Below are 26,244 nucleotides of genomic sequence, written 5' to 3'. Positions count from 1 at the left end.
TTGCCGGACAACAAGCCACGCGCCTCTGACGAAATCCGCCTCGACCGACAGGAGCGGGCGATCCTGGATACAACGTGGTGTTATTACCACGAGGGTCTGAACCAGAACCAGATTGCGGCGAAGCTGAATATCTCGCGGGCGTCGGTCGTGAATTATTTGTCAGAGGCCCGCAAGCGCGGTTATATCCGTACATCGCTCGACCCAAGCATTTTTTCCGAGCACGAACTGGCCCATACCGTGGCCAAAACGTTCGGCCTGAAAGAGGTCAGCATCACCCCGTCGTCAGGGGAAACAACCGATGCGCGGGTCGCGAAACTCGCCGCGGACTGGTTGCCGCACCTGTTGGGCAAAGGCGACCGGCTTGGCGTGGCGTGGGGGGAAACGGTTTTTCAGGTTTCGGAAGCGGCCCCGAAGCAGGTCATCGAAGATCTCGAGGTTGTGCAGCTTGTCGGGTCACGGCCTGCATCCAAGGGGTTCGCCGCCGAAATCTGCTCTGCGATCCTTGCGCAGCAATTCGGGGCGCACTGCGTCAACCTGCACGTTCCCCTGTTGCTCTCGGACAAGGAACTCGCGCAGCGGATGTTGGCAGAGCCCGTGATCATGGAACAGATGGCCGCCGTAAATAGTTGCAACAAGACCATTTTCGCCTGCGGGACCTGTAACGAGGACAGCCATATCCTGAAAACCGGATTGATGACTCTGGAGCAATTGAAAAAGCACAAGGAACAGGGCGCAACCGGTGTTATCTGCGGCCGCCTGATTGACCAGAACGGTGTTCATATCCCGACCGATATAGAAGACCGGATGATCGGTATCTCCCTTGATAAAATGAAAGACAAAGACGTCGGTCTGCTTGTCGGATCCGGTGAAATGCGGGTCGAGCCGATGCTCGCGGCCCTGCGCGGCGGATATGCCACCCACCTTGCAACTTGTGACTACACCGCGCAGCTTTTGCTCGACCGGGCAGCCATGACATAGATTTGATGAAAGACAAAAATGAAAAATACATGGATTGAGAGCGACGCCCGCGCCCTGGTCGAAGACCTTGCCAAATCCGGCGTCAACGAAGATTTGGCCCTGCGCGTTTACACCACACGGTTGTTGGGGCGCGTGCCGCAACTGGTGCTGCATGGCGGCGGAAATACATCGGTAAAAACCACCGCCAAAGACATCGGCGGACAGGAGTGGGAGGTGCTGTGCGTCAAGGGCAGCGGTTGGGATATGGGCGTGATCGAGCCTGCCGGACTTCCGGCAGTGAAACTCGCACCGCTGTTGCGGACCCGCCATTTTGACGCGCTATCGGATGAAACCATGGTGGAACTCCAACGGTCAAACCTGATCACATCCAGTTCGCCCAACCCGTCCGTTGAAACGCTTTTGCATGCGTTTATTCCGCGCAAATTCGTCGATCACACCCATTCGACCGCCGTTCTGGCGCTGATCGACCAGAGAAATTCGTATGAGATCGCACAGGAGGTGTTCGGCCCCCGTTTCGGGTTTGTGCCATACATTATGCCCGGGTTCGATCTCGCGAAAAAGGCGGCCGAGGTGTATGAGGCCAATCCCGATGTGGATGGTTTGATCCTTGATAAACATGGCATTTTCACCTTCGCGGATGAGGCCAAAGCGGCCTATGATCTTATGATCGACAATGTCACGGCGGCCGAAAACTACATCGAAAAGAACCGCAGGTTCACGTCTTTCGCCAAGGGTAAATTGCCCGCGAAAATCGACAGCCCTGACACCGTTTTGCCGATTGTGCGTGGTGCTGTGGCCGAGGTTCTGGGGGGCGGGGCCTTTAACCGTTTCATCTGTGATCACCGGACGAACGACAAGATCATGGATTTTGTCGATGCCGCCGAGCTGTCGGATTTTGCAACACGCGGCATGCCCACGCCCGATCTGTCGATCCGCATCAAAAACAAACCCGTCATCCTTCCCGCGCCCGAAGCCGGCAAAGCGGACATGTTCAAAGAGGGGGTCAAGGCGGCGGTGGCGGACTTCATCACCGATTACACGGCCTATTTCCAGAACCATGATGCAAAGGATGATGTCACGCGCCAAATGCTCGATCCGATGCCGCGATTGGCCTTGGTTCCCGGGTTTGGCCTCATCGGCTTTGGCCGCACGCAAAAAGACGCGGCCATCGCGGCGGATGTCGGGGAGATTTTCATCGAAACGGTCTCCGGCGCACAGGCCCACGGCGCCTTTGAACCGGTTGAAATGGGCGAGCTGTTCAAGTTGGAATACTGGTCACTGGAACAGGCGAAACTTGCCACCGCCAAAAAACGGCCTCTGGACGGACAGATTGCTCTGGTGACCGGTGGTGCAGGGGGCATTGGGGCGGCAACCTGTCAGGTGTTTGCCGAACAGGGCGCACAGGTCGTCGTGGCGGATCTGCATCTCGAGGCGGCTCAAAACGTGGCGGCATCGCTTGGCCGCGGGCATCTGGCGCTTGCCTGTGACGTGACCGACCCCGACAGCGTGGCGCAGACCTTTGCGGCCATCAAAACACGTTTCGGCGGTCTGGATATCGTGATTTCCAACGCCGGCGCGGCATGGGAGGGGGCGATCGGCGAACTGGACGATGCGATCTTGCGCAAAAGTTTCGAGCTGAATTTCTTTAGCCATCAAACCGTGGCACAACATGCAATCGCGGTGTTCAAGGCGCAAGGCACGGGGGGCTGTCTGTTGTTCAACACATCCAAACAGGCCATCAATCCCGGCGCGAATTTCGGGGCTTACGGCACGGCAAAGGCCGCGACATTGTTCCTGTCACGCCAATACGCGTTGGAATACGGCGCGATTGGCGTGCGGTCCAATGCCGTCAACGCGGATCGCATCCGGTCCGGCCTGTTGGACAATGACATGATCGCGAGCCGTTCCTCTGCGCGGGGGCTCAGTGTGGACGACTATATGGCGGGCAACCTGTTGCGACAGGAAGTCACCGCGCGGGATGTTGCAGAGGCCTTTTTGTCCCAAGCGTTGGCGCATAAAACCACAGGCAACGTGGCGACCGTCGATGGCGGCAATATCGCGGCTGTTCTGCGCTAGGGGGACCGGGTTCCCCGCGTTTGTGCGCCGGACCCGATCCCCCGCCCGAACGAACCGCGCGCCCCTAACCGTCGTTGGTCGAAAGATCGGCCCGCAAACGGGTTTGATCAAGTGGCAGTCCCGCGAAAAAGTCCCATGCGTTCACGCCTTGGAAAAAGAACAGCTCGTATCCCGAAATGACCTGTAACCCCGCGGCGGCGGCGTCACATAGAAACTGTGTGTCGACAGGGGTGTAGACCGCGTCAAAGGCCCAGTTCGCGCCGCCCATAATGGCCGCAGGGATCGCGGTACCGTCGCGCCCAACCATGCCAACGGGGGTGCAGTTGACCAATCCGTCTGCGCCTGAGGACAGCTCTTCGACGGTGCGTCCGACCGTGATGAGTGTGTCCTTGGTGGCGGCACGCAGATCGGCGGCAAGGCCGTGGGCGCGTTCCTGACTGCAATCATTCAGGCGGATTTCACGGGCGCCAAGCGTGAGCAGGGCAAAGGCAATCGCCCGTCCGACACCGCCCGTGCCGACCAGAACCACCGTTCCGGGTGGCGTGTCTGCGCGTTCTTTGCGGTAGGCGGCCAGAAAACCGGAATAGTCGGTGTTGAACCCGCGCGGCCCCTCATCGGTGAACACCACCGTGTTGATTGCGCCGATACGGCGGACTTGGGCGTCCTCGATTGTGACGTCGCGCGCCGCGACTTCTTTGTAGGGGTAGGTGATGTTGACGCCGTGATACGACCCGTCGCGGCACGCCGCGAAGACCGTATCAAATGATTGGCCCATCTCGATCGGGATCAGGCTGTCGTATTGCACATCCAACCCGTTTTGGCGTCCGGCCAACCGGTGCAGGCGCGGCGTGGAGGACTGTTTGATATTATCGCCAATCAGGCCGAGGTGAAGATCAGGCAAGGTCGTACTCCCGAAGGGGGTGAAATATGGGGGCAGCGTATTTTAGGGCTGCGAAGGTGGCAAGTGCGCCCGCCCGTTCGGGGGCGGACCGCAGGGGGCGCGGCGTTACGGGGCCGCATCGGGTGCGCGGGAGAACAGGCGGCGTTTTGCCCGTGTCCAAAGCGGTGTCTGGCTGACAAAGATCAGGATCACGGCAATGAACAGCAGTAAGGACAACGGGCTTGTGACAATGCCCGTGAACAATTCGGACAGGCTTTCGCGGTCCGAAATGATCGCCCGCCGCCAGTTTTCATCAATCAGGCGCGACAGGATCACGCCCAGGATCACGGGGCCGACCTGATAGCCGTACAGCTTCATGAAATAGCCCAAGACCCCGAATCCGAGCATCCAGTAGACATCGGTGATGGAATTGTTGACGGCAAAGGCCCCGACGATGGAGAGCATCAAAATCATCGGGATCAACATGGCGCGGGGCAGCTCGACGATCTTGGTAAACAGGCGGATGCCCGTGAGGCCAAAGATCAGCATAAAGATATTGGCCAGAACCAGTGCGCCGACGATGAACCAGAACATTTGCGGTTGGTCGACCATCAGCATCGGACCGGGGTTTAGCCCGTGAATATAGAGCGCGCCAATGATGATCGCCGTCACCGCATCGCCCGGAATGCCAAGGGTGAGCATGGGGATGAACGCACCGCCGACAGCGGCGTTATTGGCGGTTTCGGGGGCCACGAGGCCCTCTTTTGCGCCTTGGCCGAACGGGACTTCGGGGGATTTGGTGACGCGTTTGGCGTGGTCATAGGCCATGAGCGCCGCGATGTCGCCGCCGGTGCCGGGCAGGGCGCCGATGATGACGCCGATGCTTGAGGTTTGCAGCGACAGCGGCAGGTATTTGCGCACCGAGGCCCATGAGGGCACGATCCGGTCGATCTTTTGCTTCACGGCGGTTTTGTCGAGGTGGCGCAGCTGGATCAGGGCCTCGGAAATGCCGAACATGCCGATCATCACGGCGATGAAACTGATCCCGCCCCACAGGTCGATCATGCCAAAGGTAAAGCGTTCCTGCGCGGTCAGCGGATCGAGGCCAACGGTGCCGATTAACAACCCGAGGGCGCCCGCAAAGATGCCCTTGGCCAGACTTTCTCCCGACAGGGAGCCGACCAGAAGAATACCGAGAATGGCGAGGAGGAAATAGTCGCGTGGCTGAAACGTCAGGGCAAATTCGCTGACCGTCGGGGCCGCCACGGCCAAGACGGAAATGCCGATGAACCCGCCAACGGCGGACATCACGGTGGAGACGCCAATGGCCTCGCCCGCCTGACCCTTTTGCGCCAAAGGATAGCCGTCAAACGCGGTGGCAATGGCCGAGGGCGCGCCGGGAATGTTGAGCAGGATCGCGGTGCGCGACCCGCCATACACCCCGCCCATAAAGATACCGACGATCAGGCTGAGGGCGGAATAGACTTCCCAGCTAAAGGTGAATGAAATCAGGATGGAGACGGCCATTGTGACTGATAGACCGGGGATTGCGCCGACATAGATGCCCGCAAATGTGCCCAAGGCAACAAGCATCAACAAGGACGGATCAAACCACACGGTGGTGAAATAGCTAAAGGCCTCAAGCATCATTTCGTCCCTTCGAACAGGTGCGCGATAAAGGCGAGGATTTCGCGTTCAGGCACGATGCCTTCGGGCATGAGAACCGAGAACACGAGGCGGAAAATCACGTAAACCGCCGCCAGACAAACGAGGGAAACCCATGCGCTATACCAAAGCCCACGGCGCGACAGGATCAGCACCGACACGAACAGAAACGCAAGGGATGTCGATAAAAACCCAAGCGGTTTCAATGCGATGGCATATAGAAGGATAAAGACGATCATCATCGCCGCCGCGGGCGGCAGGACGTCCGTGAAAAAGCTGTGGGTGGTGTCGGGTTTTGCGCGCAGCGTTTTCACGGCGATCACCACAGAGGAAATGACCATCACACTGGCCACGGCCATGGGAAAGGCGCCGGGGGAACTGAGCGCCTCGAACCCCGCGATGCCGTAGGCCTGCCACACGGCGCCAAAGCTGATGAGTGACAGGAGGAGGGCAAAGACCACCTCACCGGGTTTGCGTGTCATGTCTTTGTTCATTGTCCCCTCCCAAGGATGATCTGCGCCGCCACACCGTGTGGGCATGGCGGCACCTTTATGTTGGTCCCAAGTTATGGACGTGGAATGCCGAACTCTTCGGGCGAGGTCTTGGCGATGCCGGCGTCATAAACGATCCACGATGTGACCGATTGCCACTTGTCGAGGAAGCTGCGGGCCTCATCGCCGGAGATGTTCATGATCGAGAACCCGCGCTCTTGCATCAGGGTCGTAAAGTCGGGGTGCTTGACACCCTCGGCATAGGCGGCCTGAAGCTTTGCCACGGCGTCATCAGGTGTGCCGTTTTTGACGAACACGCCAAAGAACGGACCCCATGGCAGGTAGGCGTTGAACTGTGGGAACGCGTCGGTGATTGGCGCGAGGTCGGGCAAAACGGGGGTCGATTTGGTGTCGATCAGCGCGATTGCCTTCATCCGGCCGGCTTTGACGTTCTCGATCGCGGCGCCCAGAACGGCGGGCATCACGTCGATTGCGCCCCCTTGCAGCGCGGTCAATGCGGGGCCGTCCCCGTCATACGGCACGGTGATGACGGGCAGGTCCACCTGACTTGACAGCATCGCGGTCACAACGGACGGCAGGCCACCCGGGCCGGTCGAGCCGAATTTGATCTCGTTGGGGTGGGCGGCCACGTAGTCGACCATCTCCGCGAAGGTATCAAAGGGGGCATCGTTGTTGGCCACGATGAGCGGAATGCCACGGGCCAGAATGTTGATCGGGATGAAATCGGCATAGTCGGTCTCGCCAAGTCCCATCACCTTGTAGAGTTGCGGGTTTTCGGCCCCCATTAACAAGGTGTAGCCATCGGCGTCTTGGGCGCCGGCATATTTGACGGCAATGGCGCCAACGCCACCTGTCATGTTCTGCATGATGACTTTGCCGCCCAATGCGGTCTCGGCGTGCGGGGTGACAGAGCGCATCACGGTGTCGGTTGACCCGCCTGCACCCCATTGAATGATCCCTTGCAGATCCTTTTCAGGAAAGTCGGCCAGAGCGGGGGTTGCGACGAGTGCGGCGGCCAGAACGGCGCCAAGAATATTACGGGTCATGTGTATCCTCCCAGATCCCAAAGCTGCCCGAATCCTCCGTGATCCAGCAGCGGTGCCGCCATAATGTACCGAACGGTTAATTTGTCAAATATTTTGTACTGCCCCGTTAATTCTGTGGTATTCGAGGAGGATACACAGGCACACGGGGAGATATGTGTTGGCAAAAGAACCGAGAAAAACACAGTGGAAACAAGATCCTGATACCGTCAAAGCCGATATCTTGCGGGTGGCTGTCGAACAGTTCGCCGCGCATGGCCTGACGGGGGCGCGCATTGACGAGATTGCCAAACAGACCGCGACATCCAAGCGGATGATCTACTATTACTTCGGGGACAAAGAGGGGCTGTACCGTGCGGCGCTTGAGATGCACTACCGTCAGGTGCGCGAGGGCGAGGGGCAGTTTGTCGTCAGCGTCACCGACCCTGTTCAGGCCTTGCGGGACTTGGTGGAGTTCAGTTTTGACTTTCACGCCGAAAACCCGAATTTCGTGCGTCTGATCGCCATTGAGAACACCCACCACGGCAAATACCTCGAGCATTCCGACGTCATCCGGCAATTGAACCAACGGGCCGTGGATACGGTTGCGGAAATTTATTCCAAAGGGGTCGAGGAGGGCGTGTTTCGTGCGGGCTGTGTGCCTGTCGAGGTGCACTGGGCCATCTCGGCGCTGTGTTTTTACAACGTCTCGAACCAACACACCTTTAAACTGGGCTTCGGGGCGCGGGTCCATTCACCCGAGGGGCAAAAGGCCATTCGCAGGAACGTCGCGGATATGATTGTCCAGTCGGTTATGACGCCCGAGGCCCTCGCCCGCGATCTTGCATCACGGGGCCAATAGGCTGCCCATGCGGCGCATCGCCAAGGCGTAACCCTCGATGCCAAATCCCGCCATGACGCCGTCGGCGCGGTGGCTGACAAAGGAGTGGTGGCGAAAGGCCTCGCGTTTGTGGATCTGGCTGATGTGGACCTCGAACACGGGGCCGTCAAAGGTGTTGAGCGCGTCGAGCACAGCCACGGATGTATGGGTCAGCGCTCCGGGGTTGATGATGATCCCGCCCGCAACCTCACGCGCCTCATGGATCCAGTCGACGATTTGCCCCTCGTGGTTGGACTGCAACAGGCGCACCTCTAATTGAAAGGCGTCCCCGACCCTTGCGCAGGCGGCCTCGACATCGTCGAGCGTCTCGTGGCCATAGATGTCGGGTTGGCGTTTGCCCAATAGGTTCAGATTCGGGCCGTTGAGGATAAAGATCGTTTTGGTCATGGCGCGGGTCACTTTCCATCTGCGTGTGCGGGATCTCTAGCACGGGACGGGAATTGACTTCGAATGCCGAAATGTCGGCTTTGGCAAACCTTGTGTTATGTTTTGGGGCCGAACTGTGCGGCGCGGCTCATCTCGTCACGTAGCAATTCCACCAACCCGTCGGCAAAGATCGACCGCGGGTGGTCGGCATTAAAGGCCGCATAGGTGCGAAAAACGGAAGGCTCGCTCAGCGGGCGGATAACGATGCCCGGATGGCGCACGGGACCGGAGAGCGACAGCTCGTCCATGATTGCCACGCCCAATCCCTGACCGACGAGGGCGGCGATGGTTTGACCCGTGCGGGCCTCGATCGTGAAGGTCACGTCCAACCCGTATTGGCGGAACGGCTCCGCCAGAATGCGCCCGTAGGGATCATCGGGCACAATCCCGATGAGGCTCTCGCGTACCAGATCGTGAACCGACACCGAGGCCGATCTGGCCAAAGGGTGATCCTCGGGCAGGATGGTCACGAGCCGCCCGTTGTAAAGCGGCTGCATCGTCAGGCCGGGGTGGTCGAGCTTGTAGCTGAGCACCGCCACCTCGCCTTTGCGCAACAACAAATAATCGATGGCTTCCTCGATTTTGATCGTGTTCAGCGTGAGACGCAATTCGGGAAACCGGTCGTGCAGTCGTTTGATTGCGGCGGGAAAAACGTGGTGCGCGATGGAGGGGACGGCCGCGAACCCGACGCTGCGCGCGGCACCGGCCTTGAGGGCTTCGATTGCGTATTGCAGGTTCTCGACCGACTGGAACACACCCGTGATTTGCGCAAAAATGTCGCGGGCCTCGTCGGTGGGCGCATAGCGGCCATGGGTGCGCGAAAACAGCCGCACCCCGACCTGACTTTCGGTGTGCTTCATCACGCGGCTGATGCCGGGGGCGGACACGTTGAGCAGCTCCGCCGCGCCCTTGACCGTGCCGGCCACCATAATGGCGCGGATCACTTCGATTTGTCTGAGTGTCAGCATGAGGCCTCCTCGTGGTGTGGTTTAAATTAACATCATGTTTGCTCAACCGTCAAATACGGTATTCGAGTTAAGTTTTGCATCTCTCTATGGTGGCCTCGACTGCAAAACGGGGGTGAGGCCATGTACGATATGTCTGGAGATGTGCTGATCGAGGACGAGTTTCTGCGCGACGGATTGCAAAACGAGCGCCGCCTGTTTTCGATTCCCGAGAAACTGGAGTTCGTGACCGCGTTGGAACAGGCCGGGGTGCGGCGTATCCAGTTGGGGTCGTTCGTGCATCCCAAGTGGGTGCCGCAAATGGCCGACACCGATGCCTTGTTCGATGCGATTACCCCCAAGCCGGGCGTGACCTATACCGCGCTTGTACTCAACAAGGCGGGGTTGGACCGCGCCCTTGCGGTCGGTGTGCGCCACCTGTCGATTTCCATTTCGGCCAGTGAAACCCATTCGCAAAAGAACACCAACCGCAGTATCGCCGAAGCCCGTGCGGCCATTGCCCCCGTGATCGAAAAAGCCCTGTCCGAGGGTGTGATCGTGCGGGCGGGCATCCAGTCAGCGTTGGGCTGTGGTTTCGAGGGGCGCATCGACCCCGCGCATGTGATCGAGATCGCGCGCTTTTTCGCGGATATGGGCGTGCACGAGATCAATCTGGCCGATACGGCGGGACTGGCCAATCCCAAACAGGTCTATGAGTTGGCCACCTATCTGGAGGGCCGTATTGCGCCCGATCTGTCGTTGCATCTGCATGACACGCGCGGGATGGGCATGGCCAATATGGTCGCGGGCCTGCAAGCGGGCGTGCGCATTTTTGACGCGGCCTTGGGCGGGTTGGGCGGATGTCCGTTCATTCCCAAAGCCACCGGAAATATCGCCACCGAAGACGCTGCCTTTGCCTGTGGCGAACTGGGGCTCGACACGGGCATCGACTGGAAGGCGCTGCGCCCCGTCGTGGCCCGGGCCGAGACATTGTTGGACCGCGTCTTGCCCGGACGGATGGGGCATGTCGCGCCGCCGCCGTGGGATCTGTCGACAGGGGAGTCGGTGTGATGCGCGATTACGCTTTGTCCTACCTGACCATTCCCGGTGTGACGCCGCCCGAACAGGTCGAAATCGCCGCCGCTGCGGGCTATAGCCACGCGAGTTTCCGGTTGATCCATCTGAACGTGGCAGGCGAGCCCGACATTGATCCGACCGCCCCCGCCGTCATCCGCGAGACCCGCGCCGCACTGGCCCGCACGGGGGTGAATTGTTTCGACATCGAACTGGCCCGTATCCACCGCGAGATCGATCCGCAAGGCTTTCTGCCCGCCTTTGAGGCCGGCGCCGCGCTTGGGGCGCGTCAGGTGATCTGTTCGGCGTGGACCGATGTGCGCAACGACCGCGGTTTTGTCGTGGACCGGTTCAGCGAAATCTGTGCCTTGGCGCGCCCCTTTGGTCTGACCGTCAATCTGGAGTTTCCGGCGTTTTCGCGCCTCACCACCCTTGAGGATTGTGTCGAGGTGTTGGAACTGGCGGATTGCCCGAACCAGGGTCTGTTGGCCGATACGCTCTATATGCATTTCAACAAAACGCCGCTGTTTGCCTTGGGACGCTTGCCCGCCCATTGGATCAATTTCCTGCACATCTGTGACGCCGATGATCTGGTTTATACCAAGAACGAGATGATCCACGTCGCCCGCGATGCGCGTCTGTATCCGGGTGAGGGGGCGATTGATTTCTCGGCGCTCAATGATCTGTTCCCGAACATCCCCTTGGCTTTGGAACTGCCCAACGCCGCCCGTTCGGCCGAACTTGGCCACGAACAGCACGCCCGCAATTGCCTGACCGCCGCCAAGGCGGTGTTCGATCATCAGGCACCCCCCGCTTTTATTCGCAACACGGCAGGGGGCTGATCCCCCGCCCACCGACATCCACTGGAGGACCTCATGGCACCACGCGAACTGACCCCCGACGAGAAACAAACCGTAGCCGATATGATTGCCCGCGCCCGCGCCGCGATGGACGCGATCAAGGACTACGATCAGGAACAGGTGGACCGTTTGGCCCGCGCTTTGGGCTGGGCCTGTGGCAACGAAAAGACCTTTGTGCGCATTGCGCAAATGGGCGTGGACGAAAGCGGCATCGGTGACCGCGAGGGCCGTGCGGGCAAGCGGTTCAAGATCCTCGGCGTGTTGCGCGATGCGCTGCGTCAAAAATCGGTCGGTGTGATCGAGGTGGACAAGGTCAAAGGCCTGACCAAAATCGCCAAACCCGCCGGTGTCATCGCCTCGTTGATCCCCACCACCAACCCCGAACTCACCCCTCCGGTGACGGGCATCTACGCGATCAAATGCAAAAACGCCGCGATCTTTTCGCCGCACCCGCGTGCCAAAGCGACAACGGCCGAAATGGTGCGCGTGATGCGCGAAACCTGCAAAAAACTCGGCGCGCCCGAGGATCTGTTCCAATGTATCACGCAGCCGTCGATCCCGATGACCAACGAACTGATGGCCGAATGTGACGTCACCTTTGCCACGGGGGGGAAGCCGATGGTGCATGCCGCCTATTCGAGCGGCAAACCCGCCTATGGTGTGGGCGCGGGCAACTCGACGATGGTGATCGACGAAACCGCCGACATCAAAGAGGCCGCGATGAATTCGCGCATTTCCAAGACCTCCGATTTCGGATCGGGCTGTTCGGCGGATGGCAACCTGTTGATTGCCGCACAGGTCTATGACGAGATGCGCGATGCGCTTGAGGCCGAGGGTGGCTATCTGTGTAATGCGGATGAAAAGGCGCTGATTGAAAAGGCGCTTTGGACCCCCGAAGGCGGCCGCCGGATCGAAACCGTCGCCATTTCCGCGCAAAAGATTGCCGAGTTTGCGGGCTTTGACATTCCTGCCGACCGTAAATTCATCATGGTCGAGCAAGAGGAGATCGGCAAAGCGCATAAATTCTCGGGCGAAAAGCTCTGTGTGGTGATGGCGCTCTACAAGTTTGCCGATTTCGATGAGGCCCTCGCCAAAGTGCGCCAGATTTACGCTGTGGGCGGCATCGGCCATTCGTGCGGCATCTATTCGTTCGACGAGGACCGTATTCTGGCCCATGCCGCCAATGCGCCCGTGAGCCGTGTGATGGTGCGCCAACCGCAATCCAAAGCCAACGCAGGCAGTTTTGAAAACGGCATGCCGATGACCAGTTCGTTGGGCTGTGGCATCTGGGGCGGCAATATCACCAACGAAAATGTGTCGCTCAAACACTACATGAACGTCACATGGGTCGCGCATCCCATCCCGATGGACCGTCCATCCGATGCCGAATTGTTCGGTGAATTCTACAACACGGAGACCTTGTAAAATGGCCAAGCAAGAGATCGCAAAGCAACTGTGCGCCTATCTCGAGGGGCGCGGTGTCAAACATATCTTTGGTCTGTGTGGCCATACCAACATTGCCGTTCTGGCGGCGATGTCCGAGAGCGGCATCGATTTTGTGAACGTGCGTCACGAACAGATCAGCGCCCATGCGGCGGATGGGTATGCGCGGGTGACGGGCAGGGCGTCGGTGGTGCTGTCACACCTCTCGCCGGGTCTGACCAATGCGGCCACGGGCGTGGCCAATGCGGCGCTTGACTGTATTCCGATGGTGGTGATTGCGGGCGATATTCCGTCCTACTACTACGGCAAACATCCGCATCAGGAGGTCAATCTGCACGCCGATGCGTCGCAATACGAGATTTACCGCCCCTTTGTGAAACGCGCATGGCGGGTCGATACGCCCGAGCTTTTGCCCGAAATCATCGAGAAAGCCTTTGCTCTGGCCGAAAGCGGTCAACCGGGTCCGGTGTTGGTCAACGTGCCGATGGACTACTTTTCCGCCCATATCGACGATGCCCTTTGGGCGCGTCTTGGGGCGAACACCAAAGCGATGCGCAAACCGTCGCTCGACGACGAGACCGCCCGCGAGATTGTCGCCAGTCTGGTCAAGGCCGAGCGCCCCGTTGTTCAGGCGGGTGGCGGCATCCTTCTGGCCAAGGCATGGGACGAGTTGCGGGCCTTGGTCGATCACTTGGACCTGCCTGTGGCGCATTCGCTGATGGGCAAGGGCGCATTGCCCGACGATCACCCCTTGGTGCTTGGCATGACGGGGTTCTGGGGGACAACATTTACCAACCAGCAAACGCTGAATGCGGACTGGATACTGGCGCTTGGCACACGGTTCAAGGAGGCCGATTGTTCCTCATGGTATCCCGAGTACACGTTCAACATTGGCGAGGGCGGCGCGAAGCTGATCCATATCGACATTGAACCGCAAGAAATCGGCCGCAACTACCCGGTTGAAATCGGAGCCGTGGCGGATCTGAAAGCGGCGCTTAAGGTCTTGGTGCGTGTCGCCAAAGAGATGCTGCCCGAGGGCGTGTCACGCGATCAGTTGCGCAACGATATCGCCGCGTTCCGCTCCGGATTTGCCGCCTCGAACGTCGAGATGCAGCAATCGGATGCCTTCCCGATGATGCCCGAACGCATTCTGGCCGATTTGCGGGCGGCGATGCCGCGTGACGCCTATCTGACCTCCGATGTCGGATGGAACAAAAACGGCGTGGCGCAGCAATTTGACATCTACACGCCCGGCACCGCGTTGATCCCCGGTGGCTTTGCGACCATGGGATTTGGCCCGCCCGCCGCCGTGGGCGCCAAGATTGCCGCCCCCGACCGCGTGGTCATCTCCTTGGTGGGGGATGGCGGTTTTGGCCAGAACCCCGCCGTCTTGGCCACCGCCGCCGAGATGAACCTGCCGGTGATCTGGGTGGTGATGAACAACAACGCTTACGGCACCATCGCGGGTCTGCAAAAGGCGCATTACGACCTCAACTACGGCACGCTGTTTCCCAAAGCGCCAAGCCCGTTGGAACAGACCCCCGACTACGCCACCATCGCCCGCGCCTACGGGTGTGACGGGGTGCGCGTGGCCTGCGCCGCCGATTTCAAACCCGCCCTTGAGGCCGCCATCGCAAGCGGTCGCCCGACGGTGATTGATGTGGCGATGATCAACAACCCGACGCCCACCTCGGGGCATTGGAACATCCTCGATATCTACTCGCCCGAGGGGGGCGTCGGTCATGTTTCGACCGACTGACCGCGCTTGACGCGTCGGGGGCATCATTTCGCTGGCTTAAATGTACTATGTGGTACAATATGCCGTCGATGCCCCCGTAACGCGGCCCCCGATACCCCATGACCATATTAGGAGCGATGCCATGAAAACGTCTATTGCCACTGTTTCGATTGCGGGTGATCTCGGTGAAAAGCTCACGGCGATTGCCGCGGCCGGCTTTGACGGGATCGAGATTTTCGAACAGGATTTCATCACCTTCGACGGTTCGCCCGCCGATGTGGGGGAGATGGTGCGTGGCCATGGCATGACCATCGACCTGTTCCAGCCGCTGCGCGATTTCGAAGGGCTGCCGGAGCCGTTGCGCGCACGGGCCTTTGATCGGGTCGAGCGCAAATTCGACCTGATGCAGGAACTGGGCTGCGAGTTGCTGCTCGTCAGTTCAACCACCCACGACAAGGCGCTTGGCGGTATCGACCGCATGGCCGCCGATTTTCGCGAGCTTGGCGAACGGGCGGCAAAACGCGGTCTGCGCGTGGGCTACGAGGCCCGCGCATGGGGGACACACGTAAAGGATTACCGCGATGCGTGGGAGGTGGTGCGCCGCGCCGGTCACCCGTCCGTGGGTCTGATCCTCGACAGTTTTCACACCTTGGCAATCGGGTCCGATCTTAGCGCCATGCGCTCCATCCCCGGTGACCGGATTTTCCATGTTCAACTGGCCGATGCGCCGCTGATCGAAATGAACCTCGAATACTGGTCGCGCCATTTTCGGACCATGCCGGGGGAGGGCGATCTGGCTCTGGTCGACTTTATGGCGGCGGTGGCGGCCACGGGATACGCGGGGCCGCTGTCGCTTGAAATTCTCAATGACCAGTTCCGTGCGGGCAGCCCCCGCGTGATTGCGGTCGATGGCAAACGGTCGCTGTTGAGTCTGATGGATAAGGTGCGTGGCGTGACCCCCGATCTCAATGCTGCTCTGGCCCCGCCGGCGATGCCGTCGCGTGTCAAAGTCAACGGCGTCGAGTTCGTCGAATTTACCGCCAGCGAAGAAGAAGCCGAAACACTTGGCGCCATGTTGAGCACGCTCGGGTTTTCCAAAGTGTCGCGCCACGTGGCCAAGGACATCGACCTGTGGCGACAGGGCGACATCAACCTTGTTGTCAACACCGAACGTGAGGGCTTTGCGCACTCGGCCTATATCATGCACGGCACCTCCGTGTGCGACATCGGGTTACATGTTGCGGATGCTGCGGCGGCCGTTGAACGCGCCCGTGTTCTGGGCGCCAACCTGTTCTCGCAAAAGCGCGGCAAGGACGAACTGGACATCCCCGCCGTGCGCGGTGTCGGGGGCTCGGTCCTGCATTTTCTGGACCGCCATTCGGAACTGGCGGGGGTCTGGGACAAAGAGTTTACCAAAGTGGAGCAGGGCGCGACCGGCCCCGGTGCGGGCCTGACGCGGATCGATCACATCGCGCAGGTGATGAATTTCGAAGAGATGCAAACGTGGACGCTGTTTTATGACGCGATCTTTGACGTCGAGCGCACGCCGCTTGTCGATGTGGTCGACCCCAACGGGTTGGTCCATAGCCGCGCGGTGCAGACCCCCGACGGGGTGTTTCGCCTGACGCTCAACGGTGCGGATACGCATCGCACATTGGCCGGACGGTTTATCGCCGACAGCTACGGATCCTCGGTGCAACACCTTGCTTTTGCCACCGATGACCTGTTGGACACCGCCGGAAAACTGGCAGATCTGGGGTTCAAGGCATTGCCCATTTCGGAAAACTACTACGCCGATCTTGTCACGCGGTTCGACATTGATGCCGCGCTTTTGGCCCGTCTCAAGGCCGCGAATATCCTCTATGACGAGGATGAGAATGGCGCGTTTTTCCAACTCTACAGCCGCCCCTATGGCGAGGGGTTCTTTTTCGAGATCATCGAGCGCCGCAATGGCTATGACGGTTTTGGCAAGCCCAATGCGCCATTCCGCACCGCCGCCCAGAAACGACTGGCCCGCCCCGCCGGTATGCCGCGCCGCTGACCCTGTGCAATCCACGGATACGCAATTCGGGGCCGGAGGCGGTCGTGCTGTTCGGTCGTCGTGATTAGCGGACCGCGACGGTCACCTCACTGGCCCCGCCACCGGTTTTGACCACCTGCACCTGTACCGGAATGCGGTCTTTCATCGCTTGGACGTGGCTGATTACGCCGATGGTGCGCCCCTGTGCCTGAAGCCGCTCCAATGCGTCGATCGCAAGGTCCAGACTATCGGCATCCAGAGAGCCAAAGCCCTCGTCGATGAACAACGTGCCGGCAAGCGTGCCGCGACCGCCCATTCCCGAAAGCGCCAAGGCGAGGGCGAGTGAGACCAAAAACCGCTCGCCGCCCGACAACAGCCGCGTGGGGCGTGCATCTCCGGCCATATCGCGGTCGATGACGTGCAGCGCCAGGTCGCTCGACGCCACCCGCAACTGGTAGCGCGGTTTGAGATCGTCAAGGTGCAGGTTGGCCCGCTCGACCAGGAGCGACAGCGTGACGGCCTGTGCGATTTGGGCAAATTTGTCGCCTTTGGCCGACCCGATGGCATCGTTGACCGCCGTCCATGTCTCTGAAACCTTGCGTGCCGCCTCGATCCCGGTTTCCAGACCCGACAACAGTTTTGCGGCCTGTGCATCGGTCTCGAGTTGCTGCGACAGCCGCCCGAGCGTCTCGCCGCGCGCGCGGTTTCGGCCCTCGATCGCGGCCTTTTGTGCGGTCAGGTCGTCTTTGCCCTGCGTCGGTCGCCCCTTGGCGATCAATGCGGCACATTCGGTTTCGCGCTCTTTGTGTGCGCCTTCGGCGGCGGCCAGTTCCGTCTGTGCCGCCTTGAGACCCGCGCGGGTGGCCTCTACCGTCGCAACATCCGCCGCGTGCAGATCGCGCACATGCGCAAGGCCAAGCCCCGCCGCTGTACAGGCTTCAACGAGCGCGGTTTCGGCGGCGCCCGCCCGTATGCCGGCCTTTTCCCTGGTCGCTTCGGCGGCTTTGAGCGCACTGGCCAATGCGGCAAGATCGGTGGTCTGCGCGCCCGCATGCGCCTGTGCCGCGTCGAACTCTGCGTGGGCTTTTGTGCGCCAGTTGTTGTGCCGTGTGCGGTGTGCCGCGGTGTCCTCGCCGCCAAGCAATCCGTGGCGTTCCATGCGCAGCCGGTTCACCGTGTCCATGCGCTCGGCCTCTATCGTTGCGGCGGTTTCGCGGTTCAGGCGTGCGCTGTCCACCGCCGCGCGGGATGTGGCGCGTTTGGCATCGGTGTCGGTGCGTTCCGCCAGAGCGGTGTCGATGCTGTTTCGGGTGGCGACCAATCGGGCAACCGTCCCGCGCAAATCCTCAAGGCGGGCCGTGGCATCCGCGTCAAAAAGGGCGGCCCGCACCGCTGTCGGGGCCAATAGCGGCTCCAACCGCCGGTCAATATCGGCCACCGCATCGCGTGCGGTTGTTGCCGCGTGCTCTTGGGCCGTGATTGCCGCTTGGGTCTGTGAAATTGCCGCATCAATCGCCCGGATTTGCGTATCGCACGTGGCGATTTGGGCCGTGGAGGCTTCGATTTCACTGGCGGCGGTTTGGTGGTCGCGGTTGAGCGCCGCAAGGCGGGTGTGTGCCGCTTCGTGTTGGTCGCGCCATGTGTCCAGTTGGTCGTTCAGTGCGGAAAATTGCGTGTCGGGCGTGCGTGGATCATCGGGTAGATCATCAAACAGAGCGCACTTTTCCAACCGCTCAAGCGCCTGAGCGACACCTGTTTCGGCCTCTTTGATTTGAGCGGCAAGGTGGGGCGCCTTGTCCGTTTGTGTGGCAATGATCTCTTGGGCTGCGGAGCTCTGCGTGGCGGCGTGGCTTGCCTCGGAATGCGCAGTGTCGCGGTCGTTTTGCGCGGTTTCGAGCTGCGTGCGCAGTTCCGTCGCCAGTTGCGCCAAGGCGGTGTTTGCCATCACCGGGTGGGCGGTGGACTGACACACGGGACAAGGGGCGCCATCGACAAGGTGTTGGCGCAAATGTGCGGCCTCGTGCGATACGGCGGCCGCGGCGGTTTGTGCGGGCTGACGCAAGGCCGCGATAAGCCGCTCGGCTGCGGTGCGCCGCGTCTCGGCCTGTTCTTGCGCCGCTTTATGTGTTTCCAGATCGGTCTGTGCATCCGCAAGCGCCTGTTGGCTCAAGGCCAGAGCCGCATCGGCGTCCCGTAGGGCTGTGGCGGCTTGGCGCAGGGATTGCAGCGCGATCCGGGCCTGTCCGACCCGCTCGAGTTGTCCGGCAGGGTCGCAAGCCGTCAGGCGCGTGCGCTCTGCTTCGAGGGTGTCCTGTGCGGTGCGGGCTTTGGTGATTGTTGCGTTTGCGGCATCAATGTCCGTCACGTATTTTGCGCGGCGTCCGGTGTCGGCGGCGATGGTGTCAGACAGGCGCATGGCTTCGGATGTGGCGCGCGCCGCACGGTCTGACTGGGCAATGCGGGTTTCTAGCCGGTCGTCGATCATCGCCCGGTTGGACAGCAACGCATCGTGGCCTCGGGTGGCTTGCAATTCGGTGCGCAGCGTCTCGATGGTGGCGGTGAGGGAGGCCGCTTGCTGTTCCAGTGCGGCGTGATCGGCATCACAGGCCGCTTCGTGTGTTTTCCGCTCTGCGAGGGTTCGGGCGGCGCGGCCCTGTTCCTGTGTGGCTGTGGTGATCTGGCTGTCGAGACGGGCGGCGTTGTCCCAATCGGGACCAAAGGTTTTGAACGCCGTTTCCGCCGCTGTGCGATCGGCCTTGGCCGCCTCCAGTCGGGTTCGGGCCGTCGTTACGGCGGCCTTTTGGGCGGCATTCTGCGCGGTGAGATCTGCGCAATCGGCGATGGCCGCCTCCTGTGCCGCTACGGCCTCGGTGAGGGCGCGGACCTCGCCACGCAGACCCTGCGCGGTGTCCCATTGCGCGAGCCATTTCTGATCGTCGGACAGGGTGGCAAGCTGCGCCACCGCCCGTGCGACGCGCTGTGTGGCGGTCTCAAGGTGCGTCTGTGCGGCTTCGGTGGCTTTGTATGTGTCGAGACCGGCCTGAACCTCCGCGTGCGCAATCGCGTCTGCCGCCTCTTGTGCGCGCAGGTCGGTGATGGCGGCCGTGAGGGCATCACGGGCCTCCGGCGTGAGCAACCGATGCTCGCCGCGCCGTGTTTCGAGCGTCTTGAGGGCGGATTGCGCATCGCGGTGGCGCTCAAAGATATGCCGCGAAATGTTGCGGTAGATGCCTGTGCCTGTGACCTTTTCAAGGATCGCGGCGCGTTCATCGGTCTTGGCGCCCAGAAAGGCGTCAAAGTCGCCTTGGGCCAGTAGCACCGTGCGGCGAAACTCGTCATAGGTCAGCCCCGTGAGTTCGACGATCCTGTCGTTCACCCGCGAGGCTTGGGTTTCTATGATTTGCGTGTCGGCGGTGCGCATCAGGCTGCGCTCGATGGATTGTAGCCGCCCGTCGATCTTGTCGCGGGCGCGGCGGGCCTGCCATGCGGCGGTATAGACCGCGCCGTCATTGGCCTGAAACGTCACCTCGGCGTAGCCTGTTGCGGCCCCGCGCCGCAACGCCATGCGCGGGTCGTTTGATTTGAGGGCATGACCGTCGATATCCGCGATGCTCTCGCGCGTCCCGTCCCCCGACAGGCGCGGGCAATTGGCATAAAGGGCGAGGCACATGGCGTCGAGGATGCTCGATTTTCCCGCGCCGGTTTCGCCGGTGATGGCAAACAGGCCTGCCGAACGCAGCGGATCCTGGTCGAGGCATATCTCGAACGGTTTGGCGAGACTGGCGATGTTTTGGCCGCGTATGGACAGAATGTGCATGGGTCAGATCCCGCCCGCGACATCGCGAAATGCCGCCAGATGTCGCGCCTCGGGGGCAAAGCCGTTCCGGGCCTCGAACGCGGTGCAAAACAGGGTTTCGGGATCGGTGTCGCCAAGCGCCACAAGTGGCGCGGGCGTGTCGGTCGTGTCGCCCGTTTCGGGGCGGTGAATGCGCACACCGGCGGGGCGCACGGGCGCGCCGCGCAGCGCCTCTTCGGCCTTGCCCATGATCACGGCGGGCGCGTCATCGGCCTCCAGTTCGACATAGACGAGCGGGCGCAGACTGGCCGGGCCTGTGTCGTCTATACGGGTGAGAGCCTCGGCCAGTCGGGCAAGTGTGGTCGTGCCGGTTTCGGGGATGCGGCGCACATCGGCGGGCCATGGCATGTCGTGGTGGGTGGCGGTGATCTGCCGCCCGTCGATATCAAGGATCGTGACCCCGTGGCGATAGCGGATTTCGGATGCCGACAGCGGAAAGCAGCTGCCGCTATAGCGCACCCGCCCGCCGTCAAGATTTTGCGGCCCGTGCAGGTGGCCAAGGGCCACGTAGTCGATCCGTGACGGGAAAATGTCGGGGGGTACGGCATGGGCGCCACCGATCAGAATGCGCCGCTCCGCGCCTTCGCTTTCCATACCGCCAATGCAGTGCAGGTGGCTGGTGGCAATCAGGGGAAGATCGCCGATGCGGGCCTCGGCGGCGGCGGTGAGACCGGCGTAAAATGCGCGGGCGGCCTCGACCACGGACACCCCGCTGTCGCTTTGCGAAAAGCTGACCCCCGTCAGGTCCGCCGCCCGCAGGAATGGCACGGCCAAAACGTAGGCCGCAGGGGTGCCATCGGCGGCAGGCACAGGGATCAGGTGGGCGTCGAGGTCGATCTTGTCCCCCTTGCGCCGCACGGTGCCAAGGGCGTGGATGTCAAAGCCTTTGAACAGATCGTCGGGGGCCTCAAGGCGCAGCGCAGGGTCATGGTTCCCGCCCGACATGACGATGGTCAGGTTCGGACGGCGGCGTTTGAAACCGGCCAGTGCGCCATAGAGCATCTGTTGGCTCTCGCCCGAGGGGTTGGAGGTGTCGAACACATCGCCCGCAATGAGCAACAGGTCGATCTCTTCGGCCTCCAACAGCGCGCCGAGCGCCGACAAAAACACCGCATGCTCCGCCTCGCGCGACCACCCGTTGAGCGTTTGACCGATATGCCAGTCGGCTGTGTGCAATGCGCGCATGTTGAAACCGTCCACCCGGATTAAAACGCCGATTGTCTATTGATCGGCGCCATTGTTCAAGAACTCCGCGCCGCATTTTGTCGTTGCGCCGCATGGGACAGGCATGTGGTACAGTCGCGCCGTTCGTGCCGTTCGGCGGGCCGCAACGGTGGCGGGGCGGGGCGGGCGATAACCAAGGGTCGCGTGCGGGTGTAAAACGGCTATAAGATTACCGGATTGGTCCCTCAGCGGGCCGCGCCACCCCGTACAACGCCGGATGTTAAAGGATGCCGCATATGCAAGAGACACCTCCCGCGACCGTTAAGCCGCGTGCATGGATGCAATTGCTGTCACATCCGGCGGTGCGCATTGTGATCCCGATTGTCGGCACGGGTCTGGCGCTTTTTGTGCTGCACCGGATGTCGACCGAGATTTCATTGGCCGAGGTGAAAACCGATGCCCGAGCCTATCCGCTGCATATCCTTGCGTTGTCGGTGGGCGCGATGTGCATCAGCTATCTTGCGCTGTCCCTCTACGATGTGATCATTTTGCGTGATGTGTCGGAAACGCGATTGCCGCCCAGTGTCACGATCCTGACAGGGATCAGCAGCATGGCCGTGTCCAATATGTTGGGGTTCTCGTGGCTGACGGGCGGGGCCATCCGGTATCGTGTCTATTCGGCGTTCGGCATTGATGTCGGTGCGGTGGGGCGGTTGATTGCCACCACATGGATCGCGTTCTTTATCGGGCTTTGGGTTTTGCTTGGCGGGTTGATGGTGCTTCATCCCGCGGGGCTGTCCGCGGTGATCCACATGCCAACAGGTGTGGAGACGGTGTCGGGTCTTGCGATTCTGACGCTTGTCGGCCTGTATTTTGCATGGACTGCCACAGGGCGGCGTGCGGTGGGGGTGGGCCGCGTGCAGATGCAACTGCCAACGGCGGAGATCGGCGCAAAGCTCACCGCGATCTCGATCCTTGATGTGGTGGCCACGTCGCTGACGCTCTACGTGTTGATGCCCGATGATCTGGCGCAGAACTTTGTGTTCTTTTTCGTGGTGTTTGTCGCCGCCGTGGGTCTGGGAATCCTGAGCCACTCCCCGGGGGGGATGGGCGTGTTCGAGGCGACGATCCTCACCGGATTGGGGGCGGCGGGGCGCTCGGATGCGATTGCCGCCCTGTTGATTTACCGCATGATTTATACGGTTTTGCCGTTTCTGGCCTCGGTTGCCGGTCTGGCCGTGGCCTGGGGAATTGCCAACCGCCAAGCCGCAAGCGCCACCTCGAAACTGGTGTTTGCCGCGATCGGGCCGATGGTGCCTTTGGTCTCGGCGGGTCTTGCCACCTTGTCGGGGGCGGTGTTGTTGATCTCGGGCAGCTTGCCGGCCGATCCGGCACGGCTCGGGTTCTTGCGCGAACTGTTGCCGCTCGGTCTTGTGGAAACCTCGCACCTGATCGGGAGTGTCGTCGGCGTGTTGTTGATGATCGTCGCCCGAGGACTGTACCGCCGGATGTTTCGCGCCTGGTTGGTGGCGATGGTGTTGCTCGGCTCGGGGTTTGTGGCCTCTTTGCTCAAAGGGTTCGATTGGGAAGAGGCGCTGACATTGGCCTCCTCTGCCCTGATCTTGTGGGTGTTTCGTGCCGCTTTTTACCGCGCAAACGTTGCGGGCGGGATGCGGCTCAACCGCAGATGGATTGTGAGCGTCACGCTGCTTGTGGCCTCGATCAGCTGGATCGGTTTTTTCGCCTATTCCAATGTGCAATACTCGGATGCCTTGTGGTGGCAGTTTGCATGGAAAGGCGATGCCTCGCGGTTTATGCGCGCTATGGTGGCTGTGGCTGTGGTGCTCGCCGCGCTGTTGCTCAACACCTTGCTGAACAAGCAATCGACACGCTTGCGCCACGAGGACATTCAGGATGTCGTGCGCCGCCTCACGGCCACCACAGGCGGATCAGAGGCGTGGATTGCACTCAGCGGTGACAAGCGGTTTGTGATTTCCGCCGATGAACGCGCCTTTATCGCCTATGCCGATACGGGGCGCACATTGGTGGCCAAGGGGGATCCGGTGGGGGCCAAAGATGCCGGCATTGCGGCGATTTGGGATTTGCGCGAACTGGCCGATGCGATGGGGCGGCGGTGTGCCTTTTATGCGGTGTCGGACCGGTATTTGCCGACCTATCTTGATCTCGGGTTACAGGTGTTGAAAATCGGCGAAGTGGCCCGCGTCGAGCTTGGCACGTTCTCGCTCGATGGCTCACGGCGCAAGGACTGGCGTCATGCCAAGGCCCGTGCGGCGCGGGACGGCTATGCCTTCGAGGTAATCAAGGCTGCGGACCTTGGTCCCGATATGGACAACTTGCGTGCGGTGTCCGATGCGTGGCTCGCCCATAAAAACAGTGAGGAAAAGGGGTTTTCGCTCGGGTGGTTCCATCCCTCCTATATCGCGAACTTTGACATCGCGGTGCTGCGCCACACGCAAACGGGACAGATCACGGCCTTTGCCAACCTGATGCCGTCGGGGGATAAAACCGAGCTGTCACTGGATTTGATGCGCTACGATCCAAAGGGGTCGGGGGCGGCGATGGATGCGCTGTTTGCCGAGATGCTGCTGTGGGCGCGGGCCGAAGGGTTTGCGTGGTTCTCGCTCGGGGCTGCGCCCTTGTCGGGGATGGAGAACCGCAAACTGGCCCCCGCATGGCACCGTGTCGGCAGCTTTGTTTTCGAATATGGTACGCAGTTCTACCACTTTGAGGGATTGCGGTCCTACAAGCAGAAATTCGATCCGGTTTGGTCGCCCGAGTATCTGGCAAGTTCGGGGCGCCTCGATGCGGCGCGCATCCTGTATGAGGTCAGCCTTTTGGTGTCGCGCGGGGTCAAGGGCATGAAGAAACACGCGGGCGATGGCTGATGTCTGCCACCGCCCTGATGGTGACGGGCCCGATTAGCCGCGTGCGGCTTTCCAGGCCTCGAACCGTACCAATGTGTCGGGATCGGTCGGCGGGTAGAGGCCAATGACGGCGACGCCGCGCAGGATCTCGTCCAGTACGAAGTCCTCGAACAGCTCCATCGGTGCGCCCTCGGCGGCGATCTCGTCGGCGAGGTGGCGCGGGATGACCATCGTGCCGTCCGCATCGCCCACAATGATGTCGCCGGGGTAGACCGCGACACCGCCACAGCTGATCGGCACATCAATGTCGATTGCGTGGTGTTTGGTCAGGTTGGTCGGCGCGGAGGCTTTGGCGGCGAACACGGGCATGTCCAGTTTGGCCGCCCCCGCCGCGTCACGAATGCCGCCATCGGTGACAACACCGGCCCCGCCGCGCACCTGTAGACGTGTCAACAAAATCGACCCTGCGGAGGCGGCCGTTGCATCCTGACGGCAATCCATCACCAAGACATGACCCTCGGGACAGGTTTCAATCGCCACCCGTTGCGGGTGGTCGGGTTCGCGAAACGCCTCGATCGGATCGGTGTCCTCACGTGCCGCGATATAGCGCAGGGTAAAGGCGGGACCCACCATGCGCGGACCATCGGCGGCCAGAGGGGCGACCCCTTGGACGTAGCAGGATTTGAAGCCCTTTTTATAGAGCAAGGTCGCAATCGTGGCGGTGCTGATGCCTTTGAGGGCGGGCAGGGTTTGCGGGTCAAGCGGCATGTCTGCAGCGGGGCGTGGATTTGGCATGTTTGTATCCTGTCTATGGTGTGTCGTGGCCGTTCAAAGGGAGAGGGCGGAAAGATCAAGTGGAACCAAAGCGCCTTTTGCGCCAATGACTTGGCCTGCAATGCGCGAGGCGTTGGTGATGAGGTCGGGCAGGGGTGTTGTTCCCCCCAGATGCGCCAGAAGACCGGCATTGAAACTGTCACCGGCGGAGGTCGTGTCGACAATGGCACACGCCGGCGGGGCGGCAACCTCGCCGGTTTGGCCGTCATGGATATAATGGATCGGACCCGCGCCGTTTTTGACGATCACGGTCTGTGATATGGCGCTGTGGTAGCGGGCCATTGTGGCGGCGGGGCAGGTATCGCCAAAATGCGTCTGTTCGTCGTCAAACGAGGGCAGGACAATGTCGCTGAGGGCGGCCCCTGCGGTGATCTCGCGACGCATCTCGTCCCCTGAGGTCCACAGGTTTGGCCGCAGGTTGGGATCGAACGCCACAGTTGCCCCGCGCGTCCGTGCCGCAGTGAGGGCCGCATGCAGGGTCTCGCGCCCGCTTTGGTCCAGAATGGCCAATGTAATGCCGCTGAAATAGATCATATCGGCCCCTTGCAAGGCCTGTGCGAGACGCGCAGGGTCCGCCGCCAGATCACGGGCCGCAGACTGGCCGCGCCAGTATGAAAAACTGCGCTCGCCATCGCGCAAGGAAATCAGGTAGAGCCCGACGGTTTTGCGGGGATCCTGGTCCACGAACTGCGTATCTATGCCTGCCGTTCTCATGTGATCCAGCATCGCGGCCGATACCGCATCGGATCCGACGCGACTGACGTAGTGCGTGGTCCAGTCGGGCCGGAGGGCGCGCAGATACCACGCCGTATTCAACGTATCGCCCGCGACCCCCATCGTGAACGCGCCCACCGTTTGTGCGGGGGCGACTTCGACCATCGCTTCGCCGATCGAGACAAAGCACTTTGGCGATGGGGGGTGCGGTGACGCGGCGGCGGTGGACATGGCAGTGATGACTTTCGTGTT

19 protein-coding genes are annotated in these 26,244 nt (G+C 61.3%); 9 read left to right on the top strand and 10 right to left on the bottom strand.

Annotated features, from left to right (window positions below):
* A complete protein-coding gene (locus ACN0Q0_RS00435; protein WP_417241376.1) occupies positions 1–978 on the top strand; it encodes a sugar-binding transcriptional regulator in 978 nt (325 codons plus the stop codon).
* An 18-nt stretch (positions 979–996) separates the two neighbouring features.
* On the top strand, positions 997–3,054 hold the full coding sequence (locus ACN0Q0_RS00430; protein ID WP_417241375.1) for a bifunctional aldolase/short-chain dehydrogenase: 2,058 nt from the start codon (positions 997–999) through the stop codon (positions 3,052–3,054).
* Positions 3,055–3,118: 64 nt separating this feature from the next.
* On the opposite strand, the gene ACN0Q0_RS00425 is transcribed toward ACN0Q0_RS00430, so the two are convergent.
* The 4 genes from ACN0Q0_RS00425 to ACN0Q0_RS00410 all read right to left on the bottom strand — a co-directional run bounded on the left by ACN0Q0_RS00425 (position 3,119) and on the right by ACN0Q0_RS00410 (position 7,157).
* Positions 3,119–3,955 (bottom strand): shikimate dehydrogenase family protein, encoded by an 837-nt coding sequence (locus tag ACN0Q0_RS00425; protein ID WP_417241374.1) that lies wholly within the window; start codon positions 3,953–3,955, stop codon positions 3,119–3,121.
* Positions 3,956–4,060: 105 nt separating this feature from the next.
* A complete protein-coding gene (locus ACN0Q0_RS00420; RefSeq protein ID WP_417241959.1) occupies positions 4,061–5,581 on the bottom strand; it encodes a tripartite tricarboxylate transporter permease in 1,521 nt (506 codons plus the stop codon).
* A complete protein-coding gene (locus tag ACN0Q0_RS00415) occupies positions 5,581–6,093 on the bottom strand; it encodes a tripartite tricarboxylate transporter TctB family protein (RefSeq protein WP_417241373.1) in 513 nt (170 codons plus the stop codon). The genes ACN0Q0_RS00420 and ACN0Q0_RS00415 overlap by 1 nt, the downstream gene beginning before the upstream one ends.
* Before the next feature lie 71 nt (positions 6,094–6,164).
* Positions 6,165–7,157, bottom strand: coding sequence for a tripartite tricarboxylate transporter substrate binding protein (locus ACN0Q0_RS00410; protein ID WP_417241372.1), 993 nt, complete (start codon positions 7,155–7,157; stop codon positions 6,165–6,167).
* Between the two features lie 157 nt (positions 7,158–7,314).
* On the opposite strand from ACN0Q0_RS00410, the gene ACN0Q0_RS00405 reads away from it, so the two are divergent.
* Positions 7,315–7,995: a TetR/AcrR family transcriptional regulator gene (locus tag ACN0Q0_RS00405; protein ID WP_417241371.1), complete on the top strand. Its 681-nt coding sequence runs from the start codon at positions 7,315–7,317 to the stop codon at positions 7,993–7,995.
* Here the strand turns inward: ACN0Q0_RS00405 and aroQ are convergent.
* Positions 7,981–8,421, bottom strand: coding sequence for a type II 3-dehydroquinate dehydratase (aroQ, locus tag ACN0Q0_RS00400; RefSeq protein ID WP_417241370.1), 441 nt, complete (start codon positions 8,419–8,421; stop codon positions 7,981–7,983). The genes ACN0Q0_RS00405 and aroQ overlap by 15 nt on opposite strands.
* Positions 8,422–8,516: 95 nt before the next feature.
* A complete protein-coding gene (locus tag ACN0Q0_RS00395; RefSeq protein ID WP_417241369.1) occupies positions 8,517–9,428 on the bottom strand; it encodes a LysR family transcriptional regulator in 912 nt (303 codons plus the stop codon).
* A gap of 120 nt (positions 9,429–9,548) precedes the next feature.
* Between ACN0Q0_RS00395 and ACN0Q0_RS00390 the strand changes: the two genes are divergently transcribed.
* The 5 genes from ACN0Q0_RS00390 to ACN0Q0_RS00370 all read left to right on the top strand — a co-directional run bounded on the left by ACN0Q0_RS00390 (position 9,549) and on the right by ACN0Q0_RS00370 (position 16,560).
* A complete protein-coding gene (locus ACN0Q0_RS00390) occupies positions 9,549–10,475 on the top strand; it encodes a hydroxymethylglutaryl-CoA lyase (RefSeq protein WP_417241368.1) in 927 nt (308 codons plus the stop codon).
* Positions 10,475–11,320, top strand: coding sequence for a sugar phosphate isomerase/epimerase family protein (locus tag ACN0Q0_RS00385; protein ID WP_417241367.1), 846 nt, complete (start codon positions 10,475–10,477; stop codon positions 11,318–11,320). Before ACN0Q0_RS00390 ends, ACN0Q0_RS00385 begins: the two co-directional genes overlap by 1 nt.
* A 33-nt stretch (positions 11,321–11,353) precedes the next feature.
* Positions 11,354–12,763 (top strand): aldehyde dehydrogenase family protein, encoded by a 1,410-nt coding sequence (locus ACN0Q0_RS00380; protein ID WP_417241366.1) that lies wholly within the window; start codon positions 11,354–11,356, stop codon positions 12,761–12,763.
* Position 12,764: 1 nt separating this feature from the next.
* Positions 12,765–14,540, top strand: a complete 1,776-nt coding sequence (locus tag ACN0Q0_RS00375) for a thiamine pyrophosphate-binding protein (RefSeq protein WP_417241365.1) — start codon at positions 12,765–12,767, stop codon at positions 14,538–14,540.
* A 121-nt stretch (positions 14,541–14,661) separates the two neighbouring features.
* On the top strand, positions 14,662–16,560 hold the full coding sequence (locus ACN0Q0_RS00370) for a bifunctional sugar phosphate isomerase/epimerase/4-hydroxyphenylpyruvate dioxygenase family protein (protein ID WP_417241364.1): 1,899 nt from the start codon (positions 14,662–14,664) through the stop codon (positions 16,558–16,560).
* A 64-nt stretch (positions 16,561–16,624) separates the two neighbouring features.
* Here ACN0Q0_RS00370 and ACN0Q0_RS00365 read toward each other — a convergent pair whose 3' ends face one another.
* Both ACN0Q0_RS00365 and ACN0Q0_RS00360 read right to left on the bottom strand, forming a co-directional pair.
* Positions 16,625–20,356, bottom strand: a complete 3,732-nt coding sequence (locus ACN0Q0_RS00365) for an AAA family ATPase (protein ID WP_417241363.1) — start codon at positions 20,354–20,356, stop codon at positions 16,625–16,627.
* 3 nt (positions 20,357–20,359) lie between these two features.
* Positions 20,360–21,580 (bottom strand): exonuclease SbcCD subunit D, encoded by a 1,221-nt coding sequence (locus tag ACN0Q0_RS00360; RefSeq protein ID WP_417241362.1) that lies wholly within the window; start codon positions 21,578–21,580, stop codon positions 20,360–20,362.
* A gap of 275 nt (positions 21,581–21,855) precedes the next feature.
* Here ACN0Q0_RS00360 and mprF point away from each other — a divergent pair, with 275 nt between their 5' ends.
* On the top strand, positions 21,856–24,465 hold the full coding sequence (gene mprF, locus ACN0Q0_RS00355) for a bifunctional lysylphosphatidylglycerol flippase/synthetase MprF (protein ID WP_417241361.1): 2,610 nt from the start codon (positions 21,856–21,858) through the stop codon (positions 24,463–24,465).
* Positions 24,466–24,498: 33 nt separating this feature from the next.
* Here mprF and ACN0Q0_RS00350 read toward each other — a convergent pair whose 3' ends face one another.
* Both ACN0Q0_RS00350 and ACN0Q0_RS00345 read right to left on the bottom strand, forming a co-directional pair.
* Positions 24,499–25,239: a ribonuclease activity regulator RraA gene (locus ACN0Q0_RS00350; RefSeq protein WP_417241360.1), complete on the bottom strand. Its 741-nt coding sequence runs from the start codon at positions 25,237–25,239 to the stop codon at positions 24,499–24,501.
* Positions 25,240–25,272: 33 nt separating this feature from the next.
* Positions 25,273–26,223 (bottom strand): sugar kinase, encoded by a 951-nt coding sequence (locus ACN0Q0_RS00345; RefSeq protein WP_417241359.1) that lies wholly within the window; start codon positions 26,221–26,223, stop codon positions 25,273–25,275.
* Between the last annotated feature and the right edge of the window lie 21 nt (positions 26,224–26,244).

It is taken from the genome of Celeribacter sp. (assembly GCF_048259695.1).
In the GTDB taxonomy this organism is placed as follows: Bacteria; Pseudomonadota; Alphaproteobacteria; order Rhodobacterales; family Rhodobacteraceae; genus Celeribacter.
This window is presented reverse-complemented; position numbering and strand designations above follow the sequence as displayed.

Excerpts from the sequence above, each read along its gene's own strand:
- ACN0Q0_RS00390 (WP_417241368.1), top strand. The coding sequence starts at position 9,549 with ATGTACGATATGTCTGGAGATGTGCTGATCGAGGACGAGTTTCTGCGC.
- ACN0Q0_RS00370 (WP_417241364.1), top strand. The coding sequence starts at position 14,662 with ATGAAAACGTCTATTGCCACTGTTTCGATTGCGGGTGATCTCGGTGAA.
- ACN0Q0_RS00415 (WP_417241373.1), bottom strand. The coding sequence starts at position 6,093 with ATGAACAAAGACATGACACGCAAACCCGGTGAGGTGGTCTTTGCCCTC.
- ACN0Q0_RS00380 (WP_417241366.1), top strand. The coding sequence starts at position 11,354 with ATGGCACCACGCGAACTGACCCCCGACGAGAAACAAACCGTAGCCGAT.
- ACN0Q0_RS00410 (WP_417241372.1), bottom strand. The coding sequence starts at position 7,157 with ATGACCCGTAATATTCTTGGCGCCGTTCTGGCCGCCGCACTCGTCGCA.
- ACN0Q0_RS00365 (WP_417241363.1), bottom strand. The coding sequence starts at position 20,356 with ATGCACATTCTGTCCATACGCGGCCAAAACATCGCCAGTCTCGCCAAA.
- ACN0Q0_RS00360 (WP_417241362.1), bottom strand. The coding sequence starts at position 21,580 with ATGCGCGCATTGCACACAGCCGACTGGCATATCGGTCAAACGCTCAAC.
- ACN0Q0_RS00375 (WP_417241365.1), top strand. The coding sequence starts at position 12,765 with ATGGCCAAGCAAGAGATCGCAAAGCAACTGTGCGCCTATCTCGAGGGG.
- ACN0Q0_RS00345 (WP_417241359.1), bottom strand. The coding sequence starts at position 26,223 with ATGTCCACCGCCGCCGCGTCACCGCACCCCCCATCGCCAAAGTGCTTT.
- aroQ (WP_417241370.1), bottom strand. The coding sequence starts at position 8,421 with ATGACCAAAACGATCTTTATCCTCAACGGCCCGAATCTGAACCTATTG.
- ACN0Q0_RS00385 (WP_417241367.1), top strand. The coding sequence starts at position 10,475 with ATGCGCGATTACGCTTTGTCCTACCTGACCATTCCCGGTGTGACGCCG.
- mprF (WP_417241361.1), top strand. The coding sequence starts at position 21,856 with ATGCAAGAGACACCTCCCGCGACCGTTAAGCCGCGTGCATGGATGCAA.
- ACN0Q0_RS00395 (WP_417241369.1), bottom strand. The coding sequence starts at position 9,428 with ATGCTGACACTCAGACAAATCGAAGTGATCCGCGCCATTATGGTGGCC.
- ACN0Q0_RS00420 (WP_417241959.1), bottom strand. The coding sequence starts at position 5,581 with ATGCTTGAGGCCTTTAGCTATTTCACCACCGTGTGGTTTGATCCGTCC.
- ACN0Q0_RS00430 (WP_417241375.1), top strand. The coding sequence starts at position 997 with ATGAAAAATACATGGATTGAGAGCGACGCCCGCGCCCTGGTCGAAGAC.
- ACN0Q0_RS00350 (WP_417241360.1), bottom strand. The coding sequence starts at position 25,239 with ATGCCAAATCCACGCCCCGCTGCAGACATGCCGCTTGACCCGCAAACC.